This window comes from Sphingomonas sp. NPDC079357, assembly GCF_044901155.1.
In the GTDB taxonomy this organism is placed as follows: Bacteria; Pseudomonadota; Alphaproteobacteria; order Sphingomonadales; family Sphingomonadaceae; genus Sphingomonas.
Map to the genome: position 1 here is coordinate 183,338 of NZ_JBJDOM010000005.1, position 22,790 is coordinate 206,127.

The window sequence follows — 22,790 nt, forward strand, 5'->3', positions numbered from 1 at the left end:
CAGCGCGGGCGACCGTGGCTACAGACACGGACATGACCGAGCTTCCGAAGACCTTCGATCCCGCCGCCATCGAATCCAAATGGTACGCCCATTGGGAGGACAAGGGCCTGTTCCGCCCCGATCGTCCGAATGCGGAGCCGTGGACGATCGTCAACCCGCCGCCCAACGTGACGGGCTCGCTGCATATTGGCCATGCGCTCGACAACACGTTGCAGGATATCCTGACGCGGCACGCGCGGCTGAAGGGGAAGGATGCCTTGTGGGTGGTCGGCACCGACCACGCGGGCATCGCGACGCAGATGGTGGTCGAGCGGCAGATGGCGGCGGCGGGCGAGAAGCGCACCGACCTGTCGCGCGAGGCGTTCGTCGACAAGGTGTGGGAATGGAAGGCGGAAAGCGGCGGGCAGATCACGCGCCAGCTGCGCCGGCTCGGCTGCTCGATGGACTGGGCCAACGAGCGGTTCACGATGGACGAGGGCTTCAGCAAGGCGGTGCTGAAGGTATTCGTCGAGCTGCACGCGCGCGGTTTGCTCTATCGCGACAAACGGCTGGTGAACTGGGACCCGGGCCTCGGCACCGCGATCAGCGACCTCGAGGTCGAGACGCGCGAGGTGCGCGGCAGCTTCTGGCATTTGCGCTATCCGCTCGCGGACGGATCGGGGCATATCGACGTCGCGACGACGCGGCCCGAGACGATGCTCGCCGATATGGCGATCGCGGTGCACCCGGAGGACGAGCGCTATCGCGCGCTGGTCGGGCAGCAGGTGCGGCTGCCGATCACCGGGCGGCTGATCCCGATCGTGGCGGACGAACATGCCGACCCGGCTTTGGGGTCGGGCGCGGTGAAGATCACGCCGGGTCATGATTTCAACGACTTCGAGGTCGGCCGCCGCGCCGGGATCGAGGCGCGCGACATGCTCAACATGCTCGATGCGCAGGCGCGGGTCGTGCAGACCGCCGATGGTCTGATCCCGGCGGAGTTTCTCGGGCTGAGCACCGCCGAGGCGCGGAAGGCGGTCGTCGCGCGGCTGAAGGCCGACGACGTGCTGATCCCGCATGTCGACAAGGAGGGCGTCGAGCACGACGCCGAGGCGCGGACGATCCAGACGCCCTACGGCGACCGTTCGGGCGTGGTGATCGAGCCGTGGCTGACCGACCAATGGTATGTCGATGCCGCAACGCTGGCGAAGCCGGCGATCGAGGCGGTACGCTCGGGCAAGATCAAAATCGTGCCGAAGACGTGGGAGAAGACATTCTTCAACTGGATGGAGAACATCCAGCCGTGGTGCGTCTCGCGGCAATTGTGGTGGGGGCATCGGATTCCGGCGTGGTTCGCGGATGATGGCCGCATCTTCGTCGCCGAGAGCGCCGAGGAGGCGCAGCGCCAAGCGGGCGAGGGCGTCGCGCTGCGGCAGGACGAAGACGTGCTCGACACGTGGTTCTCCAGCGCGTTGTGGCCGTTCGCGACGATGGGCTGGCCCGACGCCGCCGACCCGACGCTCGGCGGCCGCTACCCCAATGACGTGCTGATTTCCGGCTTCGACATCCTGTTCTTCTGGGACGCACGGATGATGATGCAGGGCATCGAGTTCATGGGCGACGTGCCGTTCAAGACGCTCTACCTGCACGGCCTCGTCCGCGCGGCGGACGGCGCGAAGATGTCGAAGTCGAAGGGCAATACTGTCGATCCGCTCGGGCTGATCGACGCTTATGGCGCGGACGCGCTGCGCTTCTTCATGGCGGCGATGGAAAGCCAGGGCCGCGACATCAAGATGGATGAGAAGCGCGTCGAGGGGTATCGCAACTTCGCGACGAAGCTGTGGAACGCCAGCCGCTTCGCGCAGGCGAACGGCATTGGTGGGTCGACGACGATCGAGCCGCCCGTCGCGGCGTTGGCGGTCAACAAGTGGATCATCGCCGAAACGGTGGCGGCGGTGCAGGCGGTCGACCTCGCGCTGGCCGACTATCGCTTCGATGCGGCGGCGAACGCGATCTATCAATTCGTGTGGAGCCGGTTCTGCGACTGGTATCTTGAGCTGATCAAGGGCGCGATCGACGACGAGACGAGGGCGGTCGCGGGCTGGGTGCTCGATCAGATCTTGATCCTGCTCCACCCCTTCATGCCGTTCATCACCGAGGAATTGTGGCACGCGCTCGCTCCCCGCGAGCATGAGCTGATCGTCGCGCACTGGCCGATGGCGGACGCACGTGCGCTCGATCCGGCGGCGACGGCGCAGATCGGACGCGCGGTCGAGCTGGTCGAGGCGGTGCGCGGCGCGCGCGCAGAACTCAACGTGCCGCCGGGCGCGAAGATCGCGCTGCACACCGGCGCTGGTGCGGTTCCGGCGGAGATCGCGCCTTATGTCGAGCGGCTGGCGCGGGTGACGCTGACCGCGGGCGAGGCGCAGGGCGCGCGCGCGCCGATCCTGTGGGGTGCGGAAACGTTCGCGCTGGCGCTGGAGGGCGTGATCGACCTCGATGCCGAGCGGCAGCGCTTGCAGAAGTCGCTGGCGGCGGCGGAGAAGGAGCGCGATGCGCTGGCCGGACGGCTGGGCAACGCCAGCTTCGTCGAGCGCGCCAAGCCCGAGGCGGTCGAGAAGGCGCGCGCCGATCACGCCGAAAAAAGCGCGGATGCCGAGCGGTTCGCAGCGGCGCTGGCGCGGCTGGGGTGATGCCTGTTTTGTCGCGGGGGACTTGAAACGCTCCGTTCGCCCTGAACTTGTCGAAGGGCGTGTCCCGCGTGGCACGTGCTTCGACAGGCTCAGCACGAACGGGGTTGCGGTGTTTCGTCATTGCGAGCGCAGCAATCCAGGGGCTGACCAGGACGCTATGGATTGCTTCGCTGCACTCGCAATGACGGAGAGGCTGGCGGCGCTTACGCCTGTACCGCGCCGAAATCGGAGCGGGTGCGGCGCTTGCCGCCTTCGCCGCGGCGGTTGAGCGCCAGCCGGACGCGATCGAGCAGTTCGGAGCGGCGGTAGGGCTTGCTCAGCACGTCGGTGGCACGGGCGCGCGGGCCGCCGACCACGAGTTCCTCGTTGTAGCCGGTGGTCATCAACACCGACACCGCGGCGTCGCGCTCGACGATCGCGTCGGCGAGCATCAGCCCGTTCATCCCGCCGGGCATCACCAGATCGGTGAACAGCAGGTCGAAGCGATCCTTCGGGTGGACCGCTTCGAACACCTTCAACCCGGCCTCTGCGCTGATCGCGGTCGAGACGCGATAGCCGGCGCTCTCCAGAATTTCGCGCGCGATCGCCAGCACTTCGTCATTGTCCTCGACGACGAGGATATGTTCGGCGCCGTCGCGCGGCGCGCTGGTGGCGGCTTCGGCCTCGGCCTGTTCGGTCACGGGCTTTCGCTCCGGCTGCATGACCGGGAACAGCATTCGTACGATCGTGCCCGTGCCCGGCGTGCTCTCGATCTCCAGCCGCCCGCCCGACTGGCGGACGAAGCCGCTGGCCATCGCCAGCCCCAGTCCGGTGCCCTTGCCGGTGCCCTTGGTGGTGAAGAACGGTTCGGTAGCGCGCTCGACCACCTCGGGGCTCATCCCCTCGCCATTGTCCTCGACCTGTAGCACGACATAGTCGCCCGACGGCAGATCGTGCGCGGCGGCATCGCCGTTGAGGTGGCGGGGCAGGGTGGAAATTGTCACCAGCCCGCCGTTCGGCATCGCGTCGCGCGCATTGTTGACGATGTTGAGCAACGCCATCTCAAGCTGGTCGGGGTCGACCACGACATGCTGCAACCCGCGGCGCAGGCTGAGGTGGATGTCGACCTGCTTGTTGACCGAGCTTTCGATCAGCTCGCTGAATTCGGACACCAGATGCGTGAGGTTGAGCGGGCGCGGCTCGAGCCGGGTCTTGCGCGCGAAGGCGAGCAACTGCCGCGTCAGCTTGGCGCCGCGCTCGGCAGCGGACTGCGCCGCCGCGACATAGCGCTTCACCCGCTCCGGGTCTTTGGTATGCGTGACCAGTTCAAGGTTGCCGTTCACCACCTGGAGCAGATTGTTGAAATCGTGCGCGAGCCCGGCGGTGAGCTGGCCGATCGACTCCATCTTCTGCGCCTGCCGGTAGGATTGCTCCGAATTGCGGCGGCGGGTGACGTCGAGCTGGCTGGCGAAGAAATATTGCAGCGTGCCCTGCGTGTCATAGACCGGGCCGATGAACACCGCGTTCCAGAACGGCGAGCCGTCACGGCGGTAGTTGAGCAGTTCGAGCGCGACAGACGAGCGGGTGCGCACCGCCTCGCGCAGCTCGGCGACCGCGTTGCGATCGGTTTGCGCGCCTTGCAGGAAGCGGCAGTTGCGCCCCAGCACCTCGTCCTCCTCATAGCCCGTGAGGTCGAGGAACGCCTTGTTGGCGAAGACGATCGGATTGTCGTCCTTGCTGGGATCGGTGAGCAGCATCGGCATCCGCGTCATCTCGATCGCGGCGAAGAACACCCCGCCGCGATCCTGGAGATTCGGATCGGTGATCGTGCTTTCGCGCCAGTGGTGCAGACCGGGCCGTTCGATCGGCTCGCTGGCGCCGACATCCATCGTGCCTTCGGCAGGACGACCGGCGGCCAGTCCACTGGGGTCGACATCGTCATGCCGGTTCGGGTCGGACGGATACACCTTGTCGTTCATTATCGGGTTGTTACGCACCCCGATCGGCCGGCGCAAGAAAGGTCGCGCCGGCCGGCGGAGGGATCGGAAAATAATCTAGATCAACGGGTCGGCACCGGCTCCGCACCCGAATAGTCATAGAAGCCGCGCCCGCTTTTCTTGCCGTACCAGCCGGCCTCGACATATTTGACGAGCAGCGGGGCGGGGCGGAATTTGGGATCGCCGGTCCCCTCGAACAGCACGCGAATGATCTCGAGACAGGTGTCGAGCCCGATGAAGTCGGCGAGCGTCAGCGGCCCCATCGGATGATTGAGCCCGAGCTGGCAGGCGAGGTCGATGTCGCGGATCGTCGCCACGCCCTCGCCGAGCGCGAAGATCGCCTCGTTGAGCATCGGCATCAGCACGCGGTTGACGATGAAGCCGGGCGCATCGTTGGCGCGCACCACCGCCTTGCCGAGCCGCTCGGCATATTGCTCGATTGCGGTGACGGTGGCGTCGGCGGTGGCGAGGCCGCGGATCACCTCGATCAGTCCCATGACCGGCACCGGATTGAAGAAGTGCACGCCGATGAAGCGCGCCGGGTCGGGCGCGGCCTGCGCCAGTCGCGTGATCGGGATCGACGAGGTGTTCGAGGCGAGCACCGCGTCGGGGCGCAGCACCGCGCCGACATCGGCGAAGATCCGGCGCTTGATCTCCTCGCGCTCGGTCGCGGCCTCGATCACCAGATCGCATGGCGCGAAGTCGCTGGCGCCGGCGACCGGCTCGATCCGCGCCAGCATCGTGTCGCGCGCGGCGGCGTCGATCTGCCCCTTGTCGACCGCGCGTGCCAGCCGCTTGGCGATCCCCGCCTTGCCCGCCTCCGCGCGTGCCGCGTCGACGTCGCTGAGCAATACGCGATAGCCTGCCGCGGCCGACACTTGCGCGATGCCCGCGCCCATCTGCCCCGCGCCGATTACGCCGACCACCTGCATCTGCCATCTCCTATTCATGTTGACGCGCCTTTAACCTGCCGCGACGACGATGCGCCAGCAGCAGGGGGCAGGGCGATGAAAAGAGTGGCGTTTGCGGCCTTGCTGGGTCTGGCCGCCTGTTCGCGCCAGCCCGCGGAAGCGCCGGCATCACCGACACCCGCGCCCGCGGTTGCTGCGAGCCCGACTCCGGTCGCGACGACGGTGAGCGACGATCAGGTCGTGCCGAGGCCGGGCGAGCAGAAGACGTTCCGCGACTGGACGGTGGCGTGCGACAATGTTGCGCGCTGCGCGATGGCGTCGCTCGGCACCGATGCCGACTTTCCGGCGGTGACGTTGCAGGTGTCGCGTGCTGCCGGCGCTGACGGTGTGGTCGAGGTGGCGCTCGACATGCCGCAGGGCGACGGCGACGCGCCCGCCACGTTGCGGATCGATGGCCGGACGTTCGTGGTTGCCGGCAAGGGGCAGCGCGATGCGTCGGCCGAGGCGATCGCGCGTGCGCTGGCGAACGCCATGACGATCGAGGCGCTCGACAAGGGTGGCAAGCGGCTCGGTACGATCTCTGCCGCCGGGGCAGCGGCGGCGCTCCGCTATATCGACGCGCAGCAAGGGCGCGCCGGAACGGTGACGGCGCTGGTCGCGCGCGGCGACAAGCCCGCGGCGACGGTGCCGGCGGCGCGCGCTGCGCCACGCGTGCGCGCGGTGGCGTTCGCGGGCAAGGCGGCGACGCTGTCCGCCGACCTGCTCGCCTCGCTGCGCAAGACGGCGGAATGCGACCCGTCCTTCACGGGATCGGGACCGCGCACGCACGGGCTGGCGGATGGTGCGACGCTGGTGCTGCTGCCCTGTTCGGCGGGCGCGTATAACGAGATCGACGCCTTGTTCATCGTTCGGGACGGCAAGGCGGAACCAGCGAAGGTCGATGCGCCCGCCGGCTTCGAGGAAACCGGCGCGGATTCGCAAACTCCGGTGCACAGCGTCATCAACGGCGAGGTGGAAGGTGGCGTGCTGAACAGCTATGCCAAGGGGCGCGGGCTCGGGGATTGCGGGGTGATGCAGTCGTTCGTGTGGGACGGCGCGCAGTTGCGACTGGTCGAGCAGCGCAGCATGGGCGAGTGTCGCGGCAATCCCGATTACCTGCCGGTATGGCGCGCACGGGTGGTGCGCGGGTGAGCGCCGCGCTGATGCTGGCGTTGCAGGCGGCGATCGCGATCGAACCGGTCGACGCGGGCGACTGGCGGGTGTTTTGCGACGATCGCCAGCGCTGCGTCGCCCTGTCGCAGGTACCGGAGGGCGGTGAGCCCGAAGCCTATCCTATGGTGATGCTGCGGCGCGATGGCGCGGTGGCGGCGATCGACCTGCCGATCCCGGCCTCGGTTGCGGCGGGGATGCGGATGACGGTGGCGGTCGATGGCCGGACGATCGCGCAACTGGTAGCGCCCGGGCGCGGGGCGGGATTGTCGCTGCCGTTCACCGGAAAGCTGGCCACGGCGCTGCGACGGGGACGCGCGCTGACGCTCGCGGACCCCGGCGGACGGGTGCGGGCGCGCCTCTCACTGACCGGCCTGAGCGCCGCACTGGCCGCGATCGTCGAGGGCGCGGCTGCGCGGCCCGTGACGGGGGTGATCGACGTGCCGCCGGTCGACGCGCGCCCGCCGCGTACGTTGTCGCGCAAGCAACTGGAAAAGCTGGTCGGCAAGCCCGCCGAGGGATGCGGCACGGTTTATGCGCGTAGCTATCGGCTGGATGCGGCGCATAGCCTGCTGGAGGTGGTATCGCCGTGTCGCGGCGCGGGCGCGCTGCCCTATGTCGTGCCGGACAAGGGCGACGCGCAGCCCGCCGTCGATCTGCCCGCGACCGGTGCGTGGGTGCCGGCGCGGCATCGCTATGCGGTGCTGCTGCCCGCCACGCCGGGTCGCGATTGCGGGGTGCGGCGTGAATTCGTGTGGGACGGGGCGCGCTTCAGGCTCGCCGAGGAGCGCGTCGTCGCCGAGTGCCGGCGGGCGACCTATGAAGTGACGACCTATCGCGCCACCGTGCGGGCCAATTAGGGGGAAACGGCGGCGGCAATCCGGGCAAGCGGCGGATTGCGCGCCGGCGATGAGGGTGTAGCATGGCGCGATCAGCCACCGGCACTCCGCCGGGGCGCCTCCATTCGGATGTCACCCTGCCGATGATCGTTCGTACGCTGTCGCTCGCCGCCCTGCTGCTTTCCACCGCCGCGCCCGCACTGGCGCAGACCGACAAGACCACCACCACCGTCGAGAAGAAGCAGGAGGACGACAAGCAGCAGCAACCGCCGCTGCCCGCCGACAAGACGATCACGCAGACCGCACGGATTGGCGGTCGTGCGATCAGCTACAAGGCGACGGTCGGCACGATCCCGGTGCGCGACGAAAAGGGCAAGGAGATCGGGCAGGTGGTCTACACCGCCTATACCGTGCCCGGCAGCGACGCGTCGCGCCCCGTCACCTTTGCGTTCAACGGCGGGCCGGGCGCGGCATCGGTCTACCTCAACATGGGCGCGGTCGGCCCGAAGCGCGTGCAGTTCGGCGCACAGGGCGATTCTCCCTCCGACGCGCCGATCGCGCGCGACAATCCCAATAGCTGGCTCGACATGACCGATCTGGTCTTCATCGATCCGATCGGCACCGGGTTCAGCCGCAGCCTGGTCGATGCCGATGCGACCAAGAAGGCGTTCTACGCCAACGATCCCGACATCAAATATCTGTCGAAGGTCGTCTACGACTGGCTGGTCAAGGAAGGGCGACTGCGCTCGCCCAAGTACGTGATGGGTGAAAGCTATGGCGGCTATCGCGCGCCGCGCATCGCCTACGAATTGCAATCGCAGATCGGGGTCGGGATCAACGGGCTGATCATGGTGTCGCCGTATCTCGACCCGGCATCGGGTGACGGCGCGACCGCCTTGTCGCCGCTGCCGTGGATGATCGACCTGCCGTCGATGGCCGCCGCCAATCTGGAGCGCAAGGGGCAGCTGACCCCGGCGGCGATGGCCGAGGTCGAGGCCTATACGCGCGGCGACTTCGCGCGCGACCTGTTGCTCGGCCGCGCGAATAGCGAGGCGGTGCAGCGCGTCGTCAGCAACGTGACGCGGCTGACCGGGCTCGATCCGGCGCTGGTGCAGCGGATGGGCGGGCGCGTCGACAGCCGCACCTTCCTGCGCGAGGTGCATCGCAACGATGCCACGATCGGCAGCATCTATGATTCGAACGTCACCGCCTTCGATCCCTTCCCATGGTCGCCGCGCCAGGAGTCGAACGATCCGCTGCTCGACTCGCTGATCGCGCCGACCACCAGCGCGATGGTCGACTTCGTGACGCGCGAGGTCGGCTGGAAGACCGACGCGCGCTACAATGCGCTGTCATACGCGGTAAATGCGGCGTGGGATCGCGGGCAGCCGGCCGACACGCCGGTCAGCGATCTGCGCAAGGCGATCGCCAACGATCCGAAGATGCGCGTGATGATCGTGCATGGCTGGGACGATTTGTCGTGCCCATTCTTCGCGTCGCGGCTGATCGTCGACCAGATGCCGGCGTTTGGCGTACCCGAGCGGGTGCAATTGCGCGTCTATCCGGGCGGGCACATGTTCTACAGCCGCACCGACAGCGGCGCGTCGTTCAAGGCCGATGCGGCGGCGATGTATCGGTGAGGTGGGTTCGGGGCCTCACCCACCGTTCGTGCCGAGCCTGTCGAAGCACGTGCCTTGTCGCCCGTCCTTCGACAGGCTCGGCACGAACGGTGATGACTGAGTGAGCGCCTCTCAATCTGTCGTCGTTGCGAGCGTAGCGAAGCGATCCAGGGCGTCCTGATCCGGCCCTGGATTGCTTTGCTACGCTCGCAATGACGGGTGGAAGTCGAGAGCGACAGCGAGGTGAGGGGGCGACCGCGCCGCCGCCGCCTTCACGTCGGACGACCGGCGTTGCCGCTCACCGGCCGATCTCGGCCTTGCGCGGGCCCATAGGTCCGCGCACCGCCGCGCGGGCGCGGCTAGGCCGGGATTTGCTGGCTGATGCAGTGGAAGCTGCCGCCGCCGGTCAGGATCGCGTCGGCGCGCAGGCCGATCACCTCGCGATCGGGGAATAGCGTGCGGATCGCCGTCACGCCGGCGTCATCATATTCGCTGCCATAGACTGGCACGACCACCGCGACATTGCCGATGTAGAAGTTCATATAGCTGGCCGGCACGACCTGTTCGTCGCGCAGCACGCGGCCCGGCGACGGCACCTCCGCCACCTCGACACCCATCGCGCGCGCGCGGATCGCGGCGTCCTGATAGACTTGCCAGTTCGGATCGTTCTCCTCGGCGAGGGGCAGCGCCAGCCGGTTCGGCGCCACGAACCGCGCAAGGTTGTCGACATGCCCGTCGGTATGATCGTTGAGCAGGCCGTTGCCGAGCCAGAGCACGCGCGTCAGCCCGAGATCCTCGGCGAGCCGCTGTTCAATCTCCGTCTTCGACATGCGCGGGTTGCGGTTGGGGTTGAGCAGGCATTGCTCGGTTGTGACCACCAGCCCGGTGCCGTCGCCATCGATCGCGCCGCCTTCGAGGATCCAGTCGCACGGCACCACCGTCAACCCCCGCGCCCGTCCGAGGCGTGCGCCGACGTCGTCGTCGCCTTCCAATTCGTACTTGCCGCCCCAGCCGTTGAAGCCGAAGTCGCGCGCCTTGCCGTCGCCGCCGAGGATCGGGGCGGTGTCGCGCAGCCAGATGTCGCCGAACGGCTCGATCACCACCTCCGCGAACGGGGCACGTTCGCGCGCGTCGCTGGCGGCTTCGTCATCGGCGGCGACCAGCAACACCTGCTCGCCACGCCCGTCGGCATGGACCGCGCGCGCAAAGGCGGTCACCTCTTCGCGCGCCTCGTCCAGATCCTCCAGCCACAATTCGGGATGGCTGGGATAGCCGATCCAGACGGCGGCATGCGGAGCCCATTCGGGCGGCGGAGTCTTGGTCATCGTCGTCCCTCTTACTTGGTAGCCGTCGCGCGGCTCTTGTCGCGGATCGCACGGAATTCGTCGCCGGCCACCCAATTGGGCCAGGCGCTGCTTTCCGCCAGCGCGCGGCCGATCCCGTAATAGAGCTGCACGTCCTTCACGGTGCCCGACCAGTTCCAGTTCGGGTCGTACTCGTCCTTGGGGCCGTGGTAGCGGTGTTCCTCATAATCCTTCGCCGCCGCCGCGCCCGCGGCCTTGCCGCCTGCGACCAGATCGTCGCCGGCGTCGAAATAGATCATCGGCACGCCGCGCTTGGCGAGGCTGAAGTGGTCGGAGCGATAGTAGAAACCCTTCTCGGGTGTCGGCTCGGTGCTGGCGACGCGGTTCTGCGTCTTGAGCGCGGCGTCCAGATAGGCGTCCAGATCGGATTTGCCCTTGCCGACCACCACGACGTTCTTCGCCGGACCCGCCAGCGACAGCGCGTCCATGTTGACGCCGCCGACCGTCTGGCTGAGCGGATAGACCGGATTGGCCGCGTAATATTCGGAGCCGAGCAGCCCGCTTTCCTCGCCCGTCACCGCAACGAAGACCTGACTGCGTGGGGTTGGGCCGGCCTTCACGTTCGCCTCTGCCAGCGCGACCAGCGCGGCGGTGCCGGTGGCGTTGTCGATCGCGCCGTTGCAGATGTCGTCGCCGTCGGGCGCGGCCTCACAATGGCCGAGGTGATCCCAATGCGCGGAATAGAGGACGTAATCATTCGGTCGCGTCGTGCCGGGCAGGATGCCGATCACGTTGCGCGACTGGTGGCGACGGACGTTCTCGTCGAACGACACCGTGGCGCGGACGCCGTTCAGCGGCCGCGCACGAAAGCCCTTGCGTGCCGCTGCGGCGGTGAGTGCGTCGAAGTCCAGTCCTTCGCGGTCGAACAGTTTGCGTGCCTGCGCCTCCTGCATCCAGCCGATCGCCGCGCTGTCCCCGGCGTGATTGTCGGCGGCGTCGGCGACCTGTTGCGGGCCGGTCCAGCTCGACTGCACGACGTTCCAGCCGTAGGCGGCGGGCTCGGTCTGGTGGACGATGATTGCCGCCGCGGCGCCCTGCCGCGCGGCTTCCTCGTACTTGTAGGTCCAGCGCCCATAATAGGTCATCGCGCGCCCGCCGAATGTGCCGGTTAGACCGGGGGTGCGCCAGTCGGGATCGTTGACGAGGATCAACACCGTCTTGCCGCGCACGTCGAGCCCGGCATAGTCGTTCCAGCCCTTCTCGGGCGCGTTGATGCCATAGCCGACGAAGACGACGGGCGAGTCCTTCACCTCGATGCGCGGGGTGATCCGCCACGTGCCCACCACCATGTCGGGGCCGTAATTGAGGCTGATTGGTGCGCCCGCGCCGGTGAACACCAGCGGGGAGACGTTCTTGGCTGTCAGTTCGACCAGCGGCACGTCCTGAAACCAGCTGCCCTTGTTGCCCGGCTTCAGCCCGGCAGCGGCGAAGCGCTTGGCGAGATAGGCGACGGTCTTTTCCTCGCCCGCGGTGCCCGGCGCGCGTCCCTCATAGGCGTCGGACGACAGCTCCTTCGTCACGTCCTTGAGCGTCTGCTCGGAGATTGGCGCGACGATCGTCTGCGCCGGGGCGACGGTCGCCAGCGCGAGAAGGGGCAAGGCGGCAAGACGCAAACGCATGGACGAGACTCCGCGGGAACAGGCCCGCCTTCTGCCAAGCGGCGCGGGCGCTGTCCACGCGTTGCGGGATCGTCAGGGCGAGGTGAGGACGCAATAGAGCAGCAACGGTATGCCGAAGAACAGGATGGTCACCAGCAGCCCCAGCGCCAGCGCATTTTCGGAGGCCGGTGGCGCTGCGGCGGGTGGCGCGTCGAGGCCGGGCACCACGACGCGGGGGTCGCGATTGACCGCAGCGGAAGAACGGTCGGCGGGCAGGGGCGCGGCATCGCGCGGCAACATATTGCTGTTCATGGCAGGGGTTCCGCTGGCTCGGCGGCGCGGACCTTATGGCGACGACCGCGCTATTTCTGGCGAGGTGATCCCGGGCCCGCGCGGCGTAGCGCCGAACCCGGGCTAGCGGCGTGCGGCGAGCTGCCCTGCATGATCGCGAAAGCGCTGATGAACGTCAGCCTTCATGCCGTGAATATGGGTCTTTTTGCTGGCAAGTCAACGCGGTTGGCGCGCACCTCCCGACCCGCCGAAGGGCTGCCGGGAGGCGCGGGATGTCACGCGGTCAGGCGATAGAGGGCGGCACCGTGCGCGGGCAGTTGCTGCGTCAGGCGGGCGGTGACGCGACCCACTGCCGCACCGCTCCACAGATCGGTGACGCGCGCGCTGCCGGGCAGATCGAGCTGACGCAGTGCGATGCCGACCTCCTTGGGCTTGTCGGTGGTATTGAACAGCGCGACGTAGCGATCGGCGGGTGCGTCTTCGGGGCGGGCCGACCAGATGCGCGTACCATCCTCGACGAAATGCGGCTGGTTGTCGGTCGATGCCTGATTGACCGCCAGCACCGCGCGATTGGTGAGCAGCGCCAGCGTCGGCGCGTCGAGATGGCGCAGGTCGCCACCCATGATGAGCGGCGAGCGCGCGATCGACCACAGCGTCATCAGCGTGCGCTGCTCGTCCGGGGTAAATTTGGTGTCGCGCTGGCCGAGCGCGAGCCGGCCGAGCGGTAGCATGTCGGCATCGGGCCATGCCCCGGGCCGGCGCCACTGGTTCCAGTTCTCCAGCCGGGTGAACTGCGCCTCCAGCATCCCCCAGTCGTCCCAGAAATCGTCGGAAATGCGCCACATCTGCGCATGGTCGCGGACGTGGCCGCCACGGATCACCGGCGTCTCACCCGGCGACAGGCTGAGCAGCATCGGACGCCCGGTGGCGAGGATCGCCTTGTGCGCGCCCTCGATCTCCGGCGCGTGCGCGTCGTACGGGCGGCTCATGTCGTCCATCTTGACGAAGTCGACACCCCAGCCCGCGTAAAGCGCGAACACGCTGTCGTAATAGGCCTGGGCACCCGGCTTCGTCATGTCGACGCCGTACATGTCGGGGTTCCACGCGCAGATACTGGTCTTGTCCGCGATATCCGCGGCGCGATATGCGGTGCCGAGGATCGGCAGGTTCTTCTCGACCGCCAGCCGCGGGATGCCGCGCATCAGGTGAATGCCGAACTTCATCCCCATCGCATGAACGTCGCGCGCCAGTTTGGTGAAGCCCGAGCCGTCGGCGCTCGACGGGAAGCGGTTGGGCGCCGGGATCAGCCGGCCATAGCCGTCCATCGCCGGCTTCGGCTTCGCGTTGTAGGTGTAGCTCGACGCCTCGGGCTCATACCATTGGATGTCGACGGTGAAGACGTCGTAGCCGAACGGCAACAGCTTCGCCCGCATGATCGCGGCGGTTTCGCGTGCCTGCGCTTCGGTGATCGCCGTCGCAAAGCTGTTCCAGCTGTTCCAGCCCATCGGCGGGCGCGGGGCAAGGACGGCGGCATCGTGCGTGGCCGGCGTCTGCTTGCCCTTGACAGCCGCGGCTTCGGTGATGGTCAACGCCGCCGCGCCGGCCGCGGTCGCGCCGAGCAGGGCCTCACGCCGGTTGATCGCTGTGATGGTCATGTTTTTCCCTCTCCCGGTGACGCTGTCACGCCCTCCTAATTGTCCGACATGGCGCGGGGAAGAGGATCGCAGCCCGAACATATGCGTCATCGCGGCTGCCTCGGTGCCGAGAACTCACGCGACAAGGCGCGGCGCGCTGTCGGTACGCCCGGCGCTTGGCGCGATCTCTCAATGTTGGCGCTAACATACCACGATGTACCATTTTGGGCGTGCGCGGAAGACCGGCGTGACAGGACAACAGGCTGATAAACAGCATCTTTAAATGCTTTGTTTTTAAAAATGGCGAGAGTATTGGGAGCGCTATCGAAAACGCGTCAAGCGTAACATTGATTTTCGAAGGGGGAGGATATGCTGTCACACCGTCACTCGCGCGCGCTTCGTCGCGGCGCATCGACCATCGCTTTCGCGGCCGTCGTGCTCGCCACCGCGGCACAGGCGCAGATCGAGCCGCAGGGTTCGGTCGGAACGACGCAGGAAGCGGCCGGTGAGGATGCCGGCGCGGGCGACGTGGTCGTCACCGGCCGCCGCGCCGCGCTGCAGGCCGCCGATGAACGCAAGCGCCGTAGCGAGACGATCGTCGATTCGATCGTCGCTGACGACGCCGGCAAGCTCCCCGACAATTCGATTACCGAAGTGCTGCAGCGCGTCTCGGGTGTGTCGATCGTCCGGTTCGCCGCGCTGGGCGATCCCGATCACTATTCGGTGCAGGGCTCGGGCGTGCAGGTGCGCGGACTGACCGGCGTCGCATCGCGCCTGAACGGCCGCGAGATTTTCAGCGCCAACAACGGTCGCGCGATCCTGTGGAGCGACGTGACCCCGGAATTGATGGCCGCGGTCGATGTCTACAAGGCGTCCACCGCCGATCTGATCGAAGGCGGCACCGGCGGGCAGATCGACCTGCGCACCAAGATGCCGTTCGACTTCAACGGCGACTGGCATGTCGCTGGCACCGGTGAGCTGAGCCTCGGGGACATGGCGAACAAGGCCGATCCGATGGGTTCGGTGCTGGTCACGAAGTCGTTCGACACCGGCATCGGACGGATCGGCGTGCTGGCGGACGTTGCGTACAGCCAGTTCAGCTCGCTGTCGCAGTTCATTCGTACCGAGCCGTATTTCAAGACGCGGATCGATTCGAAAGACTATTACATTCCCGGCGGCTTCACCTACGGTGACGAGGCGTTCCAGTATCGCCGTTACGGCATCTATGGCGCGGTGCAATGGGCGCCGACCGAGGCGCTGACGTTCACCGGCAGCTTCTTCCAGTCGCGCTACAAGAGCACGTCGAGCGATTACGGCGCGCAGGTGTCGTCGCAGACGCTGGCGGTCGATCCCGCGACCAGCGAGTTCGACAGCAACGGGCTGCTGCTCAAGACCAATTCGCTGTTCAACCGCGACCCGAACACCTTCTAGCCGAGCGGCACCGTGCTGAGCAGCGGCAACAAGGGCTATGTCGCCAGCAACACCGTGACGCGCGACTATTCGCTGTCCTTCGCCTATGCCCCCGACGACAGCGGGCTGCGGATCAGCGGTTCGCTGCAGCGCGTCGATTCGAAGCAGATCTACGACCGGCTCGACATCTTCCGCAGCGTCAGCTTCGGTTCCGGCTTCGGGATGGATCTGACCGGCGATCTGCCGCGGATCACCGTGTCGCAGGCGACGCAGGGCGGGTTCGCCGATCCGGCGAGCTATCTGTGGACCGCGTCGATGCCGCACAACGAGAACAACACCGGGCGGCTTGATGCCGGGCAGGTCGATCTCGAATACAAGTTCGACGACGGCTTCTTCCGCTCGGTGAAGATGGGCGGGCGCTATGCCAAGCGCACCGAACGCGATTTCGCGAACGGCTATAACTGGGCCGCGCTCGGGCAGGGCTGGAACGGCGACCCGCAGCTGAGCTACGCCAATGCCGCGCCGGGCGACACGTCCTACCACGCGTTCAACGACTTCTTCCGCGGCGACACGACGCTGCCGGGCAATCTGATGTTCGCCAGCGAAGCGCTCGCGCGGCGTTACGTCCGCGATCGCACCGGGCTGGTCGCATCACCGCCGGCCGGCTTCTGCCCGGGGGGCGATTGCACCAAGGCCGGGATGCTGCCGCCGGGCAGCGGCTATGGCGGCAACCAGGGCATCACGCCGTCGGGCTTCCGGCTGGGTGACGAGGTGAACAACCGCACCGAGAACCTCGCCGGCTATGCGCTGGTGCGGTTCGGGCCGCAGGGGGATACGCCGGGGATTTCGGGCAACGTCGGGCTGCGCGTCGTCAACATCAAGAACGAAGGCTCGGGGTTCATCCGCCAGAACGGCAACACCTTCATTCGCAACGGCGTCCAGCAGACGCTGGCGGCCGCGGTCGTCCCGCGCGGCGGCAAGGCCGAGTTCACGCGCTTCCTGCCGTCGGTGAACCTCGAGTTCGCGCCGACCGACAAGATCAAGCTGCGCGCCGGCTACAACATCACAATCGACCTGCCGACGTTCAACGCGCTGCGCGCGTCGGGGTCGGTCGGTGTGGCGACCACTGGATCGGCGACCCCGCCGATCTTCACCAACTTTACCGCCGACACCGGCAATCCCTTGCTGAAGCCGACGATGTCGAACAATTTCGACCTGTCGCTGGAATATTATCTGCGGCCGGGCACGTCGTTCCACCTCGCGCCCTTCTACAAGCGTCTGACCAACCTGCCGATCTTCTCGCTGACCCAGCGACAGGTAACGGTGGTGTTCGCCGACGGCACGACCGAGAGCGTCGGTGCGTCCGCCAGCGACTATGTCAACGCCGATCGTGCCGCGACCGTGAAGGGCGTCGAGGTCGGGGGTCGTTTCTTCCTCGATATGCTGCCCGGTGTGCTCAGCGGCTTCGGGTTCGAGGGCAATTACACGTTCATCGAAAGCTCGAACCCCGGCGATTTCTACCGCGACATCAACGGCGTGGTGAAGCGTGACGCGCCGCTGGTCGGGCTGTCGAAGCATAATCTCAACGCCACCCTGCTCTACGAACGCAATCCGATCTCCTTCCGGATCGCTTATTCGTGGCGGTCGAAATATCTGCAATCGACCAACAGCAACGGCACCAATCCGGCATACAATTATTACAGCGCGCCGGGCGTGATCACCGATCAGGACGGACCGACCGTCGGTGGGGCCGGAACCCAGATCGCCTTGCCGGTCTATGGTTCGGCGTACGGCTCTCTCGACGCCGGTGTCCGCTTCAAGGTGACCGAGAATTTCTCGTTCGGCATCCAGGGCACCAACCTGACCGCGGCGACGCAACGGACGTTGATGGGCGGCTATCCCGGCGGTGAGCTTGTCGGGCGGAGCTGGTTCCAGGCGGATCGCCGGATCAGTACCGGCATCAACCTGTCGTTCTGATAGGATGCGCAGGCTCGCTCCCCCGGGGCGGGCCTGCGAAGGAGTCGGTAATGAAGAAGCGCGTCCTGATCGTCGGTGGCGGGACCGCCGGCTGGCTCACCGCCGGCTATCTGGCGAAGCGGCTGAGCGCCGACCTGCCCGGCGGGGTCGCCATCACGCTGATCGAGTCGTCCGACATCGGCATTCTCGGCGTCGGGGAGGGGACCTTCCCGACCATCCGCAAGACGCTGGCGACGATCGGGATCAGCGAGGCCGATCTCGTCCGTCATTGCGGCGCGAGCTTCAAGCAGGGCGCGAAGTTCGCGCACTGGCGCTTCACCCCCGGCGCGATGGGGCCGGACCATTATACGCATCCGTTTCAGGTCGCCGAGGCGCCGAACGGCGTCGAGCTTCTGCCCTATTGGCTGCTCGGGCACGGCGGCACCGACAATTGGGACGCGGTGTGCAGCCCGCAGAAGAAGGCCGCCGACGCGCACCGCGCGCCCAAGTTGCCCAGCCATCCCGATTATGTCGCCCCGCTCAACTATGCGTTCCACTTCGACGCGGTCGCGCTCGCCGCGCTGCTGCGCGACAAGGCGGTGGCGAGCGGGGTGGCGCATCTCGACGGTCGCGTCGACGAGGTGACCGTTGGTGAGGACGGCGCGATCGCCGGGATCGTCACCGACCGCCACGGCACGCTGACCGCCGATCTCTACATCGACTGCACCGGCTTCCGCGCCGAGCTGATCGGCAAGGCGCTGGGGATGCCATATCGGTCCTGCCGCGACGTGCTGTTCTGCGACAGCGCGCTGGCGGTGCAGGTGCCGTATCGCGACGAGCGCGAGCCGATCGTCAGCTATACCGTCGCCACCGCGCAGGAGGCGGGGTGGATGTGGGACATCGGGCTCGATCGCCGCCGCGGGGTGGGGCACGTCTATTCGTCGGCGCACACCGACGATGCGCGCGCGGCGGAATTGCTGCGCGCCTACACCGGGCAGGATCTGGAGCCGCGCAAGATTCGCTTCGAGGCCGGTTATCGCGAGGTCAACTGGCACCGCAACTGCGTTGCGATCGGATTGTCGAGCGGGTTCTTCGAGCCGCTGGAGGCGACCGGGATCGTCTTTTCCGAAGTGGCCGCCGGGATGGTTGCCAACCTGTTTCCGTGGGGCGGCGACTACGAGACCTCCGCACGGCAGTTCAACGCAAACATGCTGAAGCGGTACGAACGCGCACGCGACTTCATCAAATTACATTATTGCATCACCGAGCGGCGCGATTCCGATTTCTGGTGCGATAATATTGCGGCATCCTCGGTACCGGACAGCCTCCATGACATGCTGGAACGCTGGCGTTACCGCCCCCCGACCGAGATCGACATGGACGCCAACGTCGACATCTTCACCGACGCAAGCTGGCAATATGTGCTGTACGGCATGGGCTGGAAGACGGATTTGTCCGCCCGCGCAGGGGCTTATCGCTACGCCGAGGAGGCGCGGCGTGCCTTTGCGGAGGTTGAGCGGCAAGCGGCATTCGCGGTCGCCAATCTGCCGAGCAACCGACAACTTATTGATTACGCGCGTGTTCGCGGGTTCGGCGCAGCGTGAAGAGCGTCGTTATCGTCGGTGGCGGCACCGCGGGCTGGATGACCGCGGCGGTGCTCGCGCGGCTGACGGCAGCGGGCATCGACGTGACCCTGGTCGAGTCCGAGGAGATTGGCACCGTCGGGGTCGGCGAGGCGACGATCCCCTCGTTACACGACTATAATCAGCGACTTGGCATCGACGAAGACGCGTTCGTCCGTGCGACGAGCGCGACCTTCAAGCTGGGGATCGAGTTCGTCGACTGGCGCCGCGTCGGCGCGCGTTACTTGCATCCGTTCGGCACGTTCGGACGCGACGTGCAGGGCGTGAAGTTCCACCAACTTTTGCTGCGCGCACAACGGGATGCCGACAGCGCAGGGACGCTGGAAGACTATTGCCTGACCGCGGTTGCCGCGCGTCTGGCGCGCTTCACGCGACCGTCGCGCGATCCGGCGGCGGTGCTGTCGTCGCTGCGCTATGCCTTTCATTTCGATGCTGGATTGTATGCGACGTTCCTGCGTGAGCGGGCCGTCGGCGAAGGCGTGACGCGCGTGGAGGGGCGGATCGGCTCGGTCGAGCTGTCTCCAGATAGCGGTGACATCACGACGGTGGTCCTCTCCGACGGGCGCCGTGTCGCTGGTGACTTCTTCGTCGATTGCAGCGGTTTCCGCTCCCTGCTGCTCGGGGAAGCGCTGGGCGTGCCGTTCGTCAGCTGGCAGCGTTGGCTGCCATGTGACCGCGCGCTGGCGGTGCCGAGTGCCCCGACCGCGCCGCTGCTGCCCTACACGCGCGCAACCGCAGAAAAGGCGGGCTGGCGCTGGCGCATCCCGTTGCAGCATCGCGTCGGCAACGGCCATGTCTATGCTAGCGCGTTTGTCGACGATCAGCGGGCGGCGGACGCGCTGCTCGGCGGGCTCGATGGTGCGGCGTCGGCCGAGCCGCGCGCGTTGCGCTTTACCGCGGGCGTGCGCGAGCGGCTGTGGGAGCGCAATTGCGTCGCGATCGGGCTGGCGGGCGGGTTCCTCGAACCGCTTGAATCCACGAGCATCCATCTGATCCAGTCTGGCATCGCGCGATTGATGAGCCTGTTTCCCGGCGCGGCAACCGCCCCGGTCGAGCGCGATACCTACAACCGCCTGCTTGGCACCGAATACCGCCAGATCCGTGACTTCATTATCCTTCATTACCACGCCACCGAACGTAGCGACTCGGACTTCTGGCAGCATTGCCGCACCACGCCGCCGCCCGACACGCTTGCCGAGAAGCTGGCGCTGTGGCGTGAGCGCGGGCGGGTGCTGCCCGAGCCGGGCGAGCTGTTCACCGATGATAGCTGGGTGGCGGTGCTCGCCGGGCAGGATGCCGCGCCGGCGGCGCTTGATCCGCTGCTCGCCGCGCTGCCGTGTGACGAGGCGGGGCGCTTCCTCCACCATCTGCACGGGGTGATTGCACAGACCGCGGCGGCGATGCCGGATCACGCCGCCTTCATCGCGCGCCATTGCGCGAGCGCACACGGGAGATGACGGCGATGCGCTATCCGGCTTTGCTCGCGCTGGCCTTTCTGGGCACTATCGGTGCGGCACCGCCGCCGGCAACAGCCTACCAGTGGCAGAATGTCACGGTCGGTGGTGGCGGGTTCGCACCCGGGATCGTCTTCAGCCCGGTCGAACGCGGGCTCGCCTATCTGCGCACCGACATGGGCGGCGCGTATCGCCGGGACTCGCGCAGCCTCCGCTGGGAGCCGTTGCAGGACGAGGAGGCGGAATCAAACTTCATGGGGATCGAGAGCATCGCTCCCGATCCGCACGATCCGGAGGTCGTTTATCTGGCCGCGGGCATGTCGTGGCGCGGGCCGGCGGCGATCTTCCGTTCCGCCGATCGCGGCGCGCACTGGCGCAAGACGGTCGTGCCGTTTGCAATGGGCGGCAACGAGGATGGCCGCGGGCTGGGTGAGCGGTTGGCGATCGATCCGCATCGTACCGCGACGCTGATGTTCGGCTCGCGGCATGACGGATTGTGGCGCAGCGACGATACAGGAGTGCACTGGCAGAAGGTCGCGGCGTTTCCGCTTGCCGGTCTGGGGCGACCCGATCGACCGCGCACGACGCATGGCGGACTGTCGTTCGTGTTGTTCGATCCGGCGCAGCGCGGGCGGGTCTTCGTCGCCAGCGCCGATCCGGGGGCGCAGCATCTGTTCCGCTCCGACGATGGCGGTTCGCAATGGCAGGCCGTGGCGGGCGGGCCGGCGGCGGATCTCTTGCCGGTGAAAGGCGTGATCGGTGCCGACAGCGTGCTGACGCTCACTTATTGCGACGCGATCGGTCCAAACGGGATCACGCGCGGCGCAGTGTGGCGCTTCGATCCGCGCAGCGGCGCGTGGCACGATGTGACCCCGCTGAAGGGCGCGAAGGTAGTGCCCGGCGGCTATATGGGCGTGGCGGTCGCGGCCCGTGATCCGCGGGTGATCGGGGTCGCGACGGTCAATCGCTATCGCCCCGGAGATACGGTGTGGCGGTCGGCCGATGCCGGGCGGACGTGGCGTGAACTGGCGCGCGATAGCGTCCGTGACGTGTCCGCCACGCCGTTCCTCGATTTCGACGGCAAGGCTAACTTCGGGCACTGGATCGCCGGGCTGGCGATCGATCCGTTCGATGCCGGCCACGCGGCCTACGTCACCGGCGCAACGGTCTATGCTACCAACGACTTCGCGCAATCGCGTGCAATGCGCTGGGCGCCGTGGACGCGCGGGATCGAGCAGACGGCGATCATCACCCTGGTCAGTCCGACGGGCGGCGCGCCGCTGGTGTCGGGCTTCGGCGATCTCGGCGGCTTCCGGCACGACGACATGACGCGCTCGCCGCGGCACGTGCATCGTAACCCGATGCTGACGAACACTAATTCGCTCGATTATGCCGGCATGGCGCCGCTGGTGATGGTGCGCAGCGGCAATACGCACAAGCCGGTCGTGCCTGACACCTCGCTTGCCTGGTCGACGGATGGCGGCGATACGTGGCAACCGTTGCGTGTTCCGGCGCAGGGCGGGGAAGGCGGAGAACCGTCGCGCGCGCAGACCGGAAGTGCCGCGATCACCGTTTCTGCCGATGGCGAAACCTTCGTGGTTGAAACGGAGCAGCCGTTATTGACGCGTGATCGCGGGAAAAACTGGTCCCTTGTCCGTGGGTTACCAGTGCGCACCCGTGTGACCGCCGACAAGGCGGATGCGCGCCGCTTCTACGCGGTCGATGCGGACCCGGGGCACGTGTTGCGGAGCGACGATGGGGGAGCGGCCTTCCACGCCGCAGGAGGCGTCGGGCTGCCCGCTGATCTGTCGGGCGCGCGGACGGTCGGGCGGGAGGCGGCCAACCCGCTGGTGGCGGTGCCGGGGCGCGCCGGCGGCTTGTGGCTGCTGGTCGGGGAAGATCTGTATCGCTCGGTCGATCGGGGAGAGCATTGGGCGCGTGCCTCGCAAGGCATTGCAATTACGCGCTTCGGGCTCGGGAAGGGCGCGGCAGGCAGCGACTGGCCGGCGCTTTATGCGATCGGTTCGGTAGGAGCGCAGCGCGGCATCTATCGGTCGATCGACGGTGGCGCGCGCTGGACACGGATCAACGACGACGCGCATCAATGGGGTCTGCGGCTGCGCGTCATCAGCGGCGATCCACGCCTGTTCGGAAGGGTTTACGTGGGAACTGACGGGCGTGGGATCATGTATGGCGATCCGGTGGGGCGTTGAC

15 protein-coding genes are annotated in these 22,790 nt (G+C 67.3%); 9 read left to right on the forward strand and 6 right to left on the reverse strand.

The features are described from left to right. The first annotated feature begins 32 nt into the window (after positions 1-32). Positions 33-2,672, forward strand: a complete 2,640-nt coding sequence (locus ACI2JO_RS15595) for a valine--tRNA ligase (protein WP_404721529.1) — start codon at positions 33-35, stop codon at positions 2,670-2,672. A 203-nt stretch (positions 2,673-2,875) separates the two neighbouring features. Here ACI2JO_RS15595 and ACI2JO_RS15600 read toward each other — a convergent pair whose 3' ends face one another. Continuing rightward, positions 2,876-4,630 (reverse strand): histidine kinase famiy protein, encoded by a 1,755-nt coding sequence (locus ACI2JO_RS15600; RefSeq protein ID WP_404721530.1) that lies wholly within the window; start codon positions 4,628-4,630, stop codon positions 2,876-2,878. Between the two features lie 80 nt (positions 4,631-4,710). Further along, complete coding sequence (locus ACI2JO_RS15605) at positions 4,711-5,580, reverse strand: 3-hydroxybutyryl-CoA dehydrogenase (protein ID WP_404721556.1); 870 nt, start codon at positions 5,578-5,580, stop codon at positions 4,711-4,713. Between the two features lie 75 nt (positions 5,581-5,655). Between ACI2JO_RS15605 and ACI2JO_RS15610 the strand changes: the two genes are divergently transcribed. From ACI2JO_RS15610 to ACI2JO_RS15620, 3 genes are all read left to right on the forward strand, one after another. Further along, positions 5,656-6,750, forward strand: a complete 1,095-nt coding sequence (locus tag ACI2JO_RS15610; RefSeq protein WP_404721531.1) for a DUF1176 domain-containing protein — start codon at positions 5,656-5,658, stop codon at positions 6,748-6,750. After that, the gene (locus ACI2JO_RS15615; RefSeq protein ID WP_404721532.1) at positions 6,747-7,628 is read left to right on the forward strand and encodes a DUF1176 domain-containing protein; all 882 of its coding nucleotides are present in this window, start codon (positions 6,747-6,749) and stop codon (positions 7,626-7,628) included. Before ACI2JO_RS15610 ends, ACI2JO_RS15615 begins: the two co-directional genes overlap by 4 nt. A gap of 122 nt (positions 7,629-7,750) precedes the next feature. Then, positions 7,751-9,247 (forward strand): S10 family peptidase, encoded by a 1,497-nt coding sequence (locus ACI2JO_RS15620; protein WP_404721557.1) that lies wholly within the window; start codon positions 7,751-7,753, stop codon positions 9,245-9,247. A 338-nt stretch (positions 9,248-9,585) separates the two neighbouring features. Here ACI2JO_RS15620 and ACI2JO_RS15625 read toward each other — a convergent pair whose 3' ends face one another. From ACI2JO_RS15625 to ACI2JO_RS15640, 4 genes are all read right to left on the reverse strand, one after another. Beyond that, a complete protein-coding gene (locus ACI2JO_RS15625) occupies positions 9,586-10,551 on the reverse strand; it encodes an agmatine deiminase family protein (protein ID WP_404721533.1) in 966 nt (321 codons plus the stop codon). An 11-nt stretch (positions 10,552-10,562) separates the two neighbouring features. Next, complete coding sequence (locus tag ACI2JO_RS15630) at positions 10,563-12,209, reverse strand: M28 family peptidase (protein ID WP_404721534.1); 1,647 nt, start codon at positions 12,207-12,209, stop codon at positions 10,563-10,565. Positions 12,210-12,281: 72 nt separating this feature from the next. Continuing rightward, positions 12,282-12,500, reverse strand: a complete 219-nt coding sequence (locus ACI2JO_RS15635) for a hypothetical protein (protein ID WP_404721535.1) — start codon at positions 12,498-12,500, stop codon at positions 12,282-12,284. A gap of 254 nt (positions 12,501-12,754) precedes the next feature. Next, complete coding sequence (locus tag ACI2JO_RS15640; protein ID WP_404721536.1) at positions 12,755-14,134, reverse strand: glycoside hydrolase family 27 protein; 1,380 nt, start codon at positions 14,132-14,134, stop codon at positions 12,755-12,757. A 348-nt stretch (positions 14,135-14,482) separates the two neighbouring features. Here ACI2JO_RS15640 and ACI2JO_RS15645 point away from each other — a divergent pair, with 348 nt between their 5' ends. From ACI2JO_RS15645 to ACI2JO_RS15665, 5 genes are read left to right on the forward strand one after another with little or no spacing between them, the layout of a single operon-like run. Then, complete coding sequence (locus ACI2JO_RS15645; protein WP_404721537.1) at positions 14,483-15,544, forward strand: TonB-dependent receptor plug domain-containing protein; 1,062 nt, start codon at positions 14,483-14,485, stop codon at positions 15,542-15,544. Positions 15,545-15,556: 12 nt separating this feature from the next. Further along, on the forward strand, positions 15,557-17,500 hold the full coding sequence (locus tag ACI2JO_RS15650; protein ID WP_404721538.1) for a TonB-dependent receptor: 1,944 nt from the start codon (positions 15,557-15,559) through the stop codon (positions 17,498-17,500). 50 nt (positions 17,501-17,550) lie between these two features. Next, the gene (locus ACI2JO_RS15655) at positions 17,551-19,083 is read left to right on the forward strand and encodes a tryptophan halogenase family protein (RefSeq protein WP_404721539.1); all 1,533 of its coding nucleotides are present in this window, start codon (positions 17,551-17,553) and stop codon (positions 19,081-19,083) included. After that, the gene (locus ACI2JO_RS15660; protein ID WP_404721540.1) at positions 19,080-20,579 is read left to right on the forward strand and encodes a tryptophan halogenase family protein; all 1,500 of its coding nucleotides are present in this window, start codon (positions 19,080-19,082) and stop codon (positions 20,577-20,579) included. Before ACI2JO_RS15655 ends, ACI2JO_RS15660 begins: the two co-directional genes overlap by 4 nt. 5 nt (positions 20,580-20,584) lie before the next feature. After that, positions 20,585-22,789, forward strand: a complete 2,205-nt coding sequence (locus tag ACI2JO_RS15665; RefSeq protein WP_404721541.1) for a WD40/YVTN/BNR-like repeat-containing protein — start codon at positions 20,585-20,587, stop codon at positions 22,787-22,789. The last annotated feature ends 1 nt before the right edge of the window (position 22,790 follow it).

Excerpts from the sequence above, each read along its gene's own strand:
- ACI2JO_RS15595 (WP_404721529.1), top strand. The coding sequence starts at position 33 with ATGACCGAGCTTCCGAAGACCTTCGATCCCGCCGCCATCGAATCCAAA.
- ACI2JO_RS15600 (WP_404721530.1), bottom strand. The coding sequence starts at position 4,630 with ATGAACGACAAGGTGTATCCGTCCGACCCGAACCGGCATGACGATGTC.
- ACI2JO_RS15605 (WP_404721556.1), bottom strand. The coding sequence starts at position 5,580 with ATGCAGGTGGTCGGCGTAATCGGCGCGGGGCAGATGGGCGCGGGCATC.
- ACI2JO_RS15610 (WP_404721531.1), top strand. The coding sequence starts at position 5,656 with ATGAAAAGAGTGGCGTTTGCGGCCTTGCTGGGTCTGGCCGCCTGTTCG.
- ACI2JO_RS15620 (WP_404721557.1), top strand. The coding sequence starts at position 7,751 with ATGATCGTTCGTACGCTGTCGCTCGCCGCCCTGCTGCTTTCCACCGCC.
- ACI2JO_RS15625 (WP_404721533.1), bottom strand. The coding sequence starts at position 10,551 with ATGACCAAGACTCCGCCGCCCGAATGGGCTCCGCATGCCGCCGTCTGG.
- ACI2JO_RS15630 (WP_404721534.1), bottom strand. The coding sequence starts at position 12,209 with ATGCGTTTGCGTCTTGCCGCCTTGCCCCTTCTCGCGCTGGCGACCGTC.
- ACI2JO_RS15635 (WP_404721535.1), bottom strand. The coding sequence starts at position 12,500 with ATGAACAGCAATATGTTGCCGCGCGATGCCGCGCCCCTGCCCGCCGAC.
- ACI2JO_RS15640 (WP_404721536.1), bottom strand. The coding sequence starts at position 14,134 with ATGACCATCACAGCGATCAACCGGCGTGAGGCCCTGCTCGGCGCGACC.
- ACI2JO_RS15645 (WP_404721537.1), top strand. The coding sequence starts at position 14,483 with ATGCTGTCACACCGTCACTCGCGCGCGCTTCGTCGCGGCGCATCGACC.
- ACI2JO_RS15655 (WP_404721539.1), top strand. The coding sequence starts at position 17,551 with ATGAAGAAGCGCGTCCTGATCGTCGGTGGCGGGACCGCCGGCTGGCTC.
- ACI2JO_RS15665 (WP_404721541.1), top strand. The coding sequence starts at position 20,585 with ATGCGCTATCCGGCTTTGCTCGCGCTGGCCTTTCTGGGCACTATCGGT.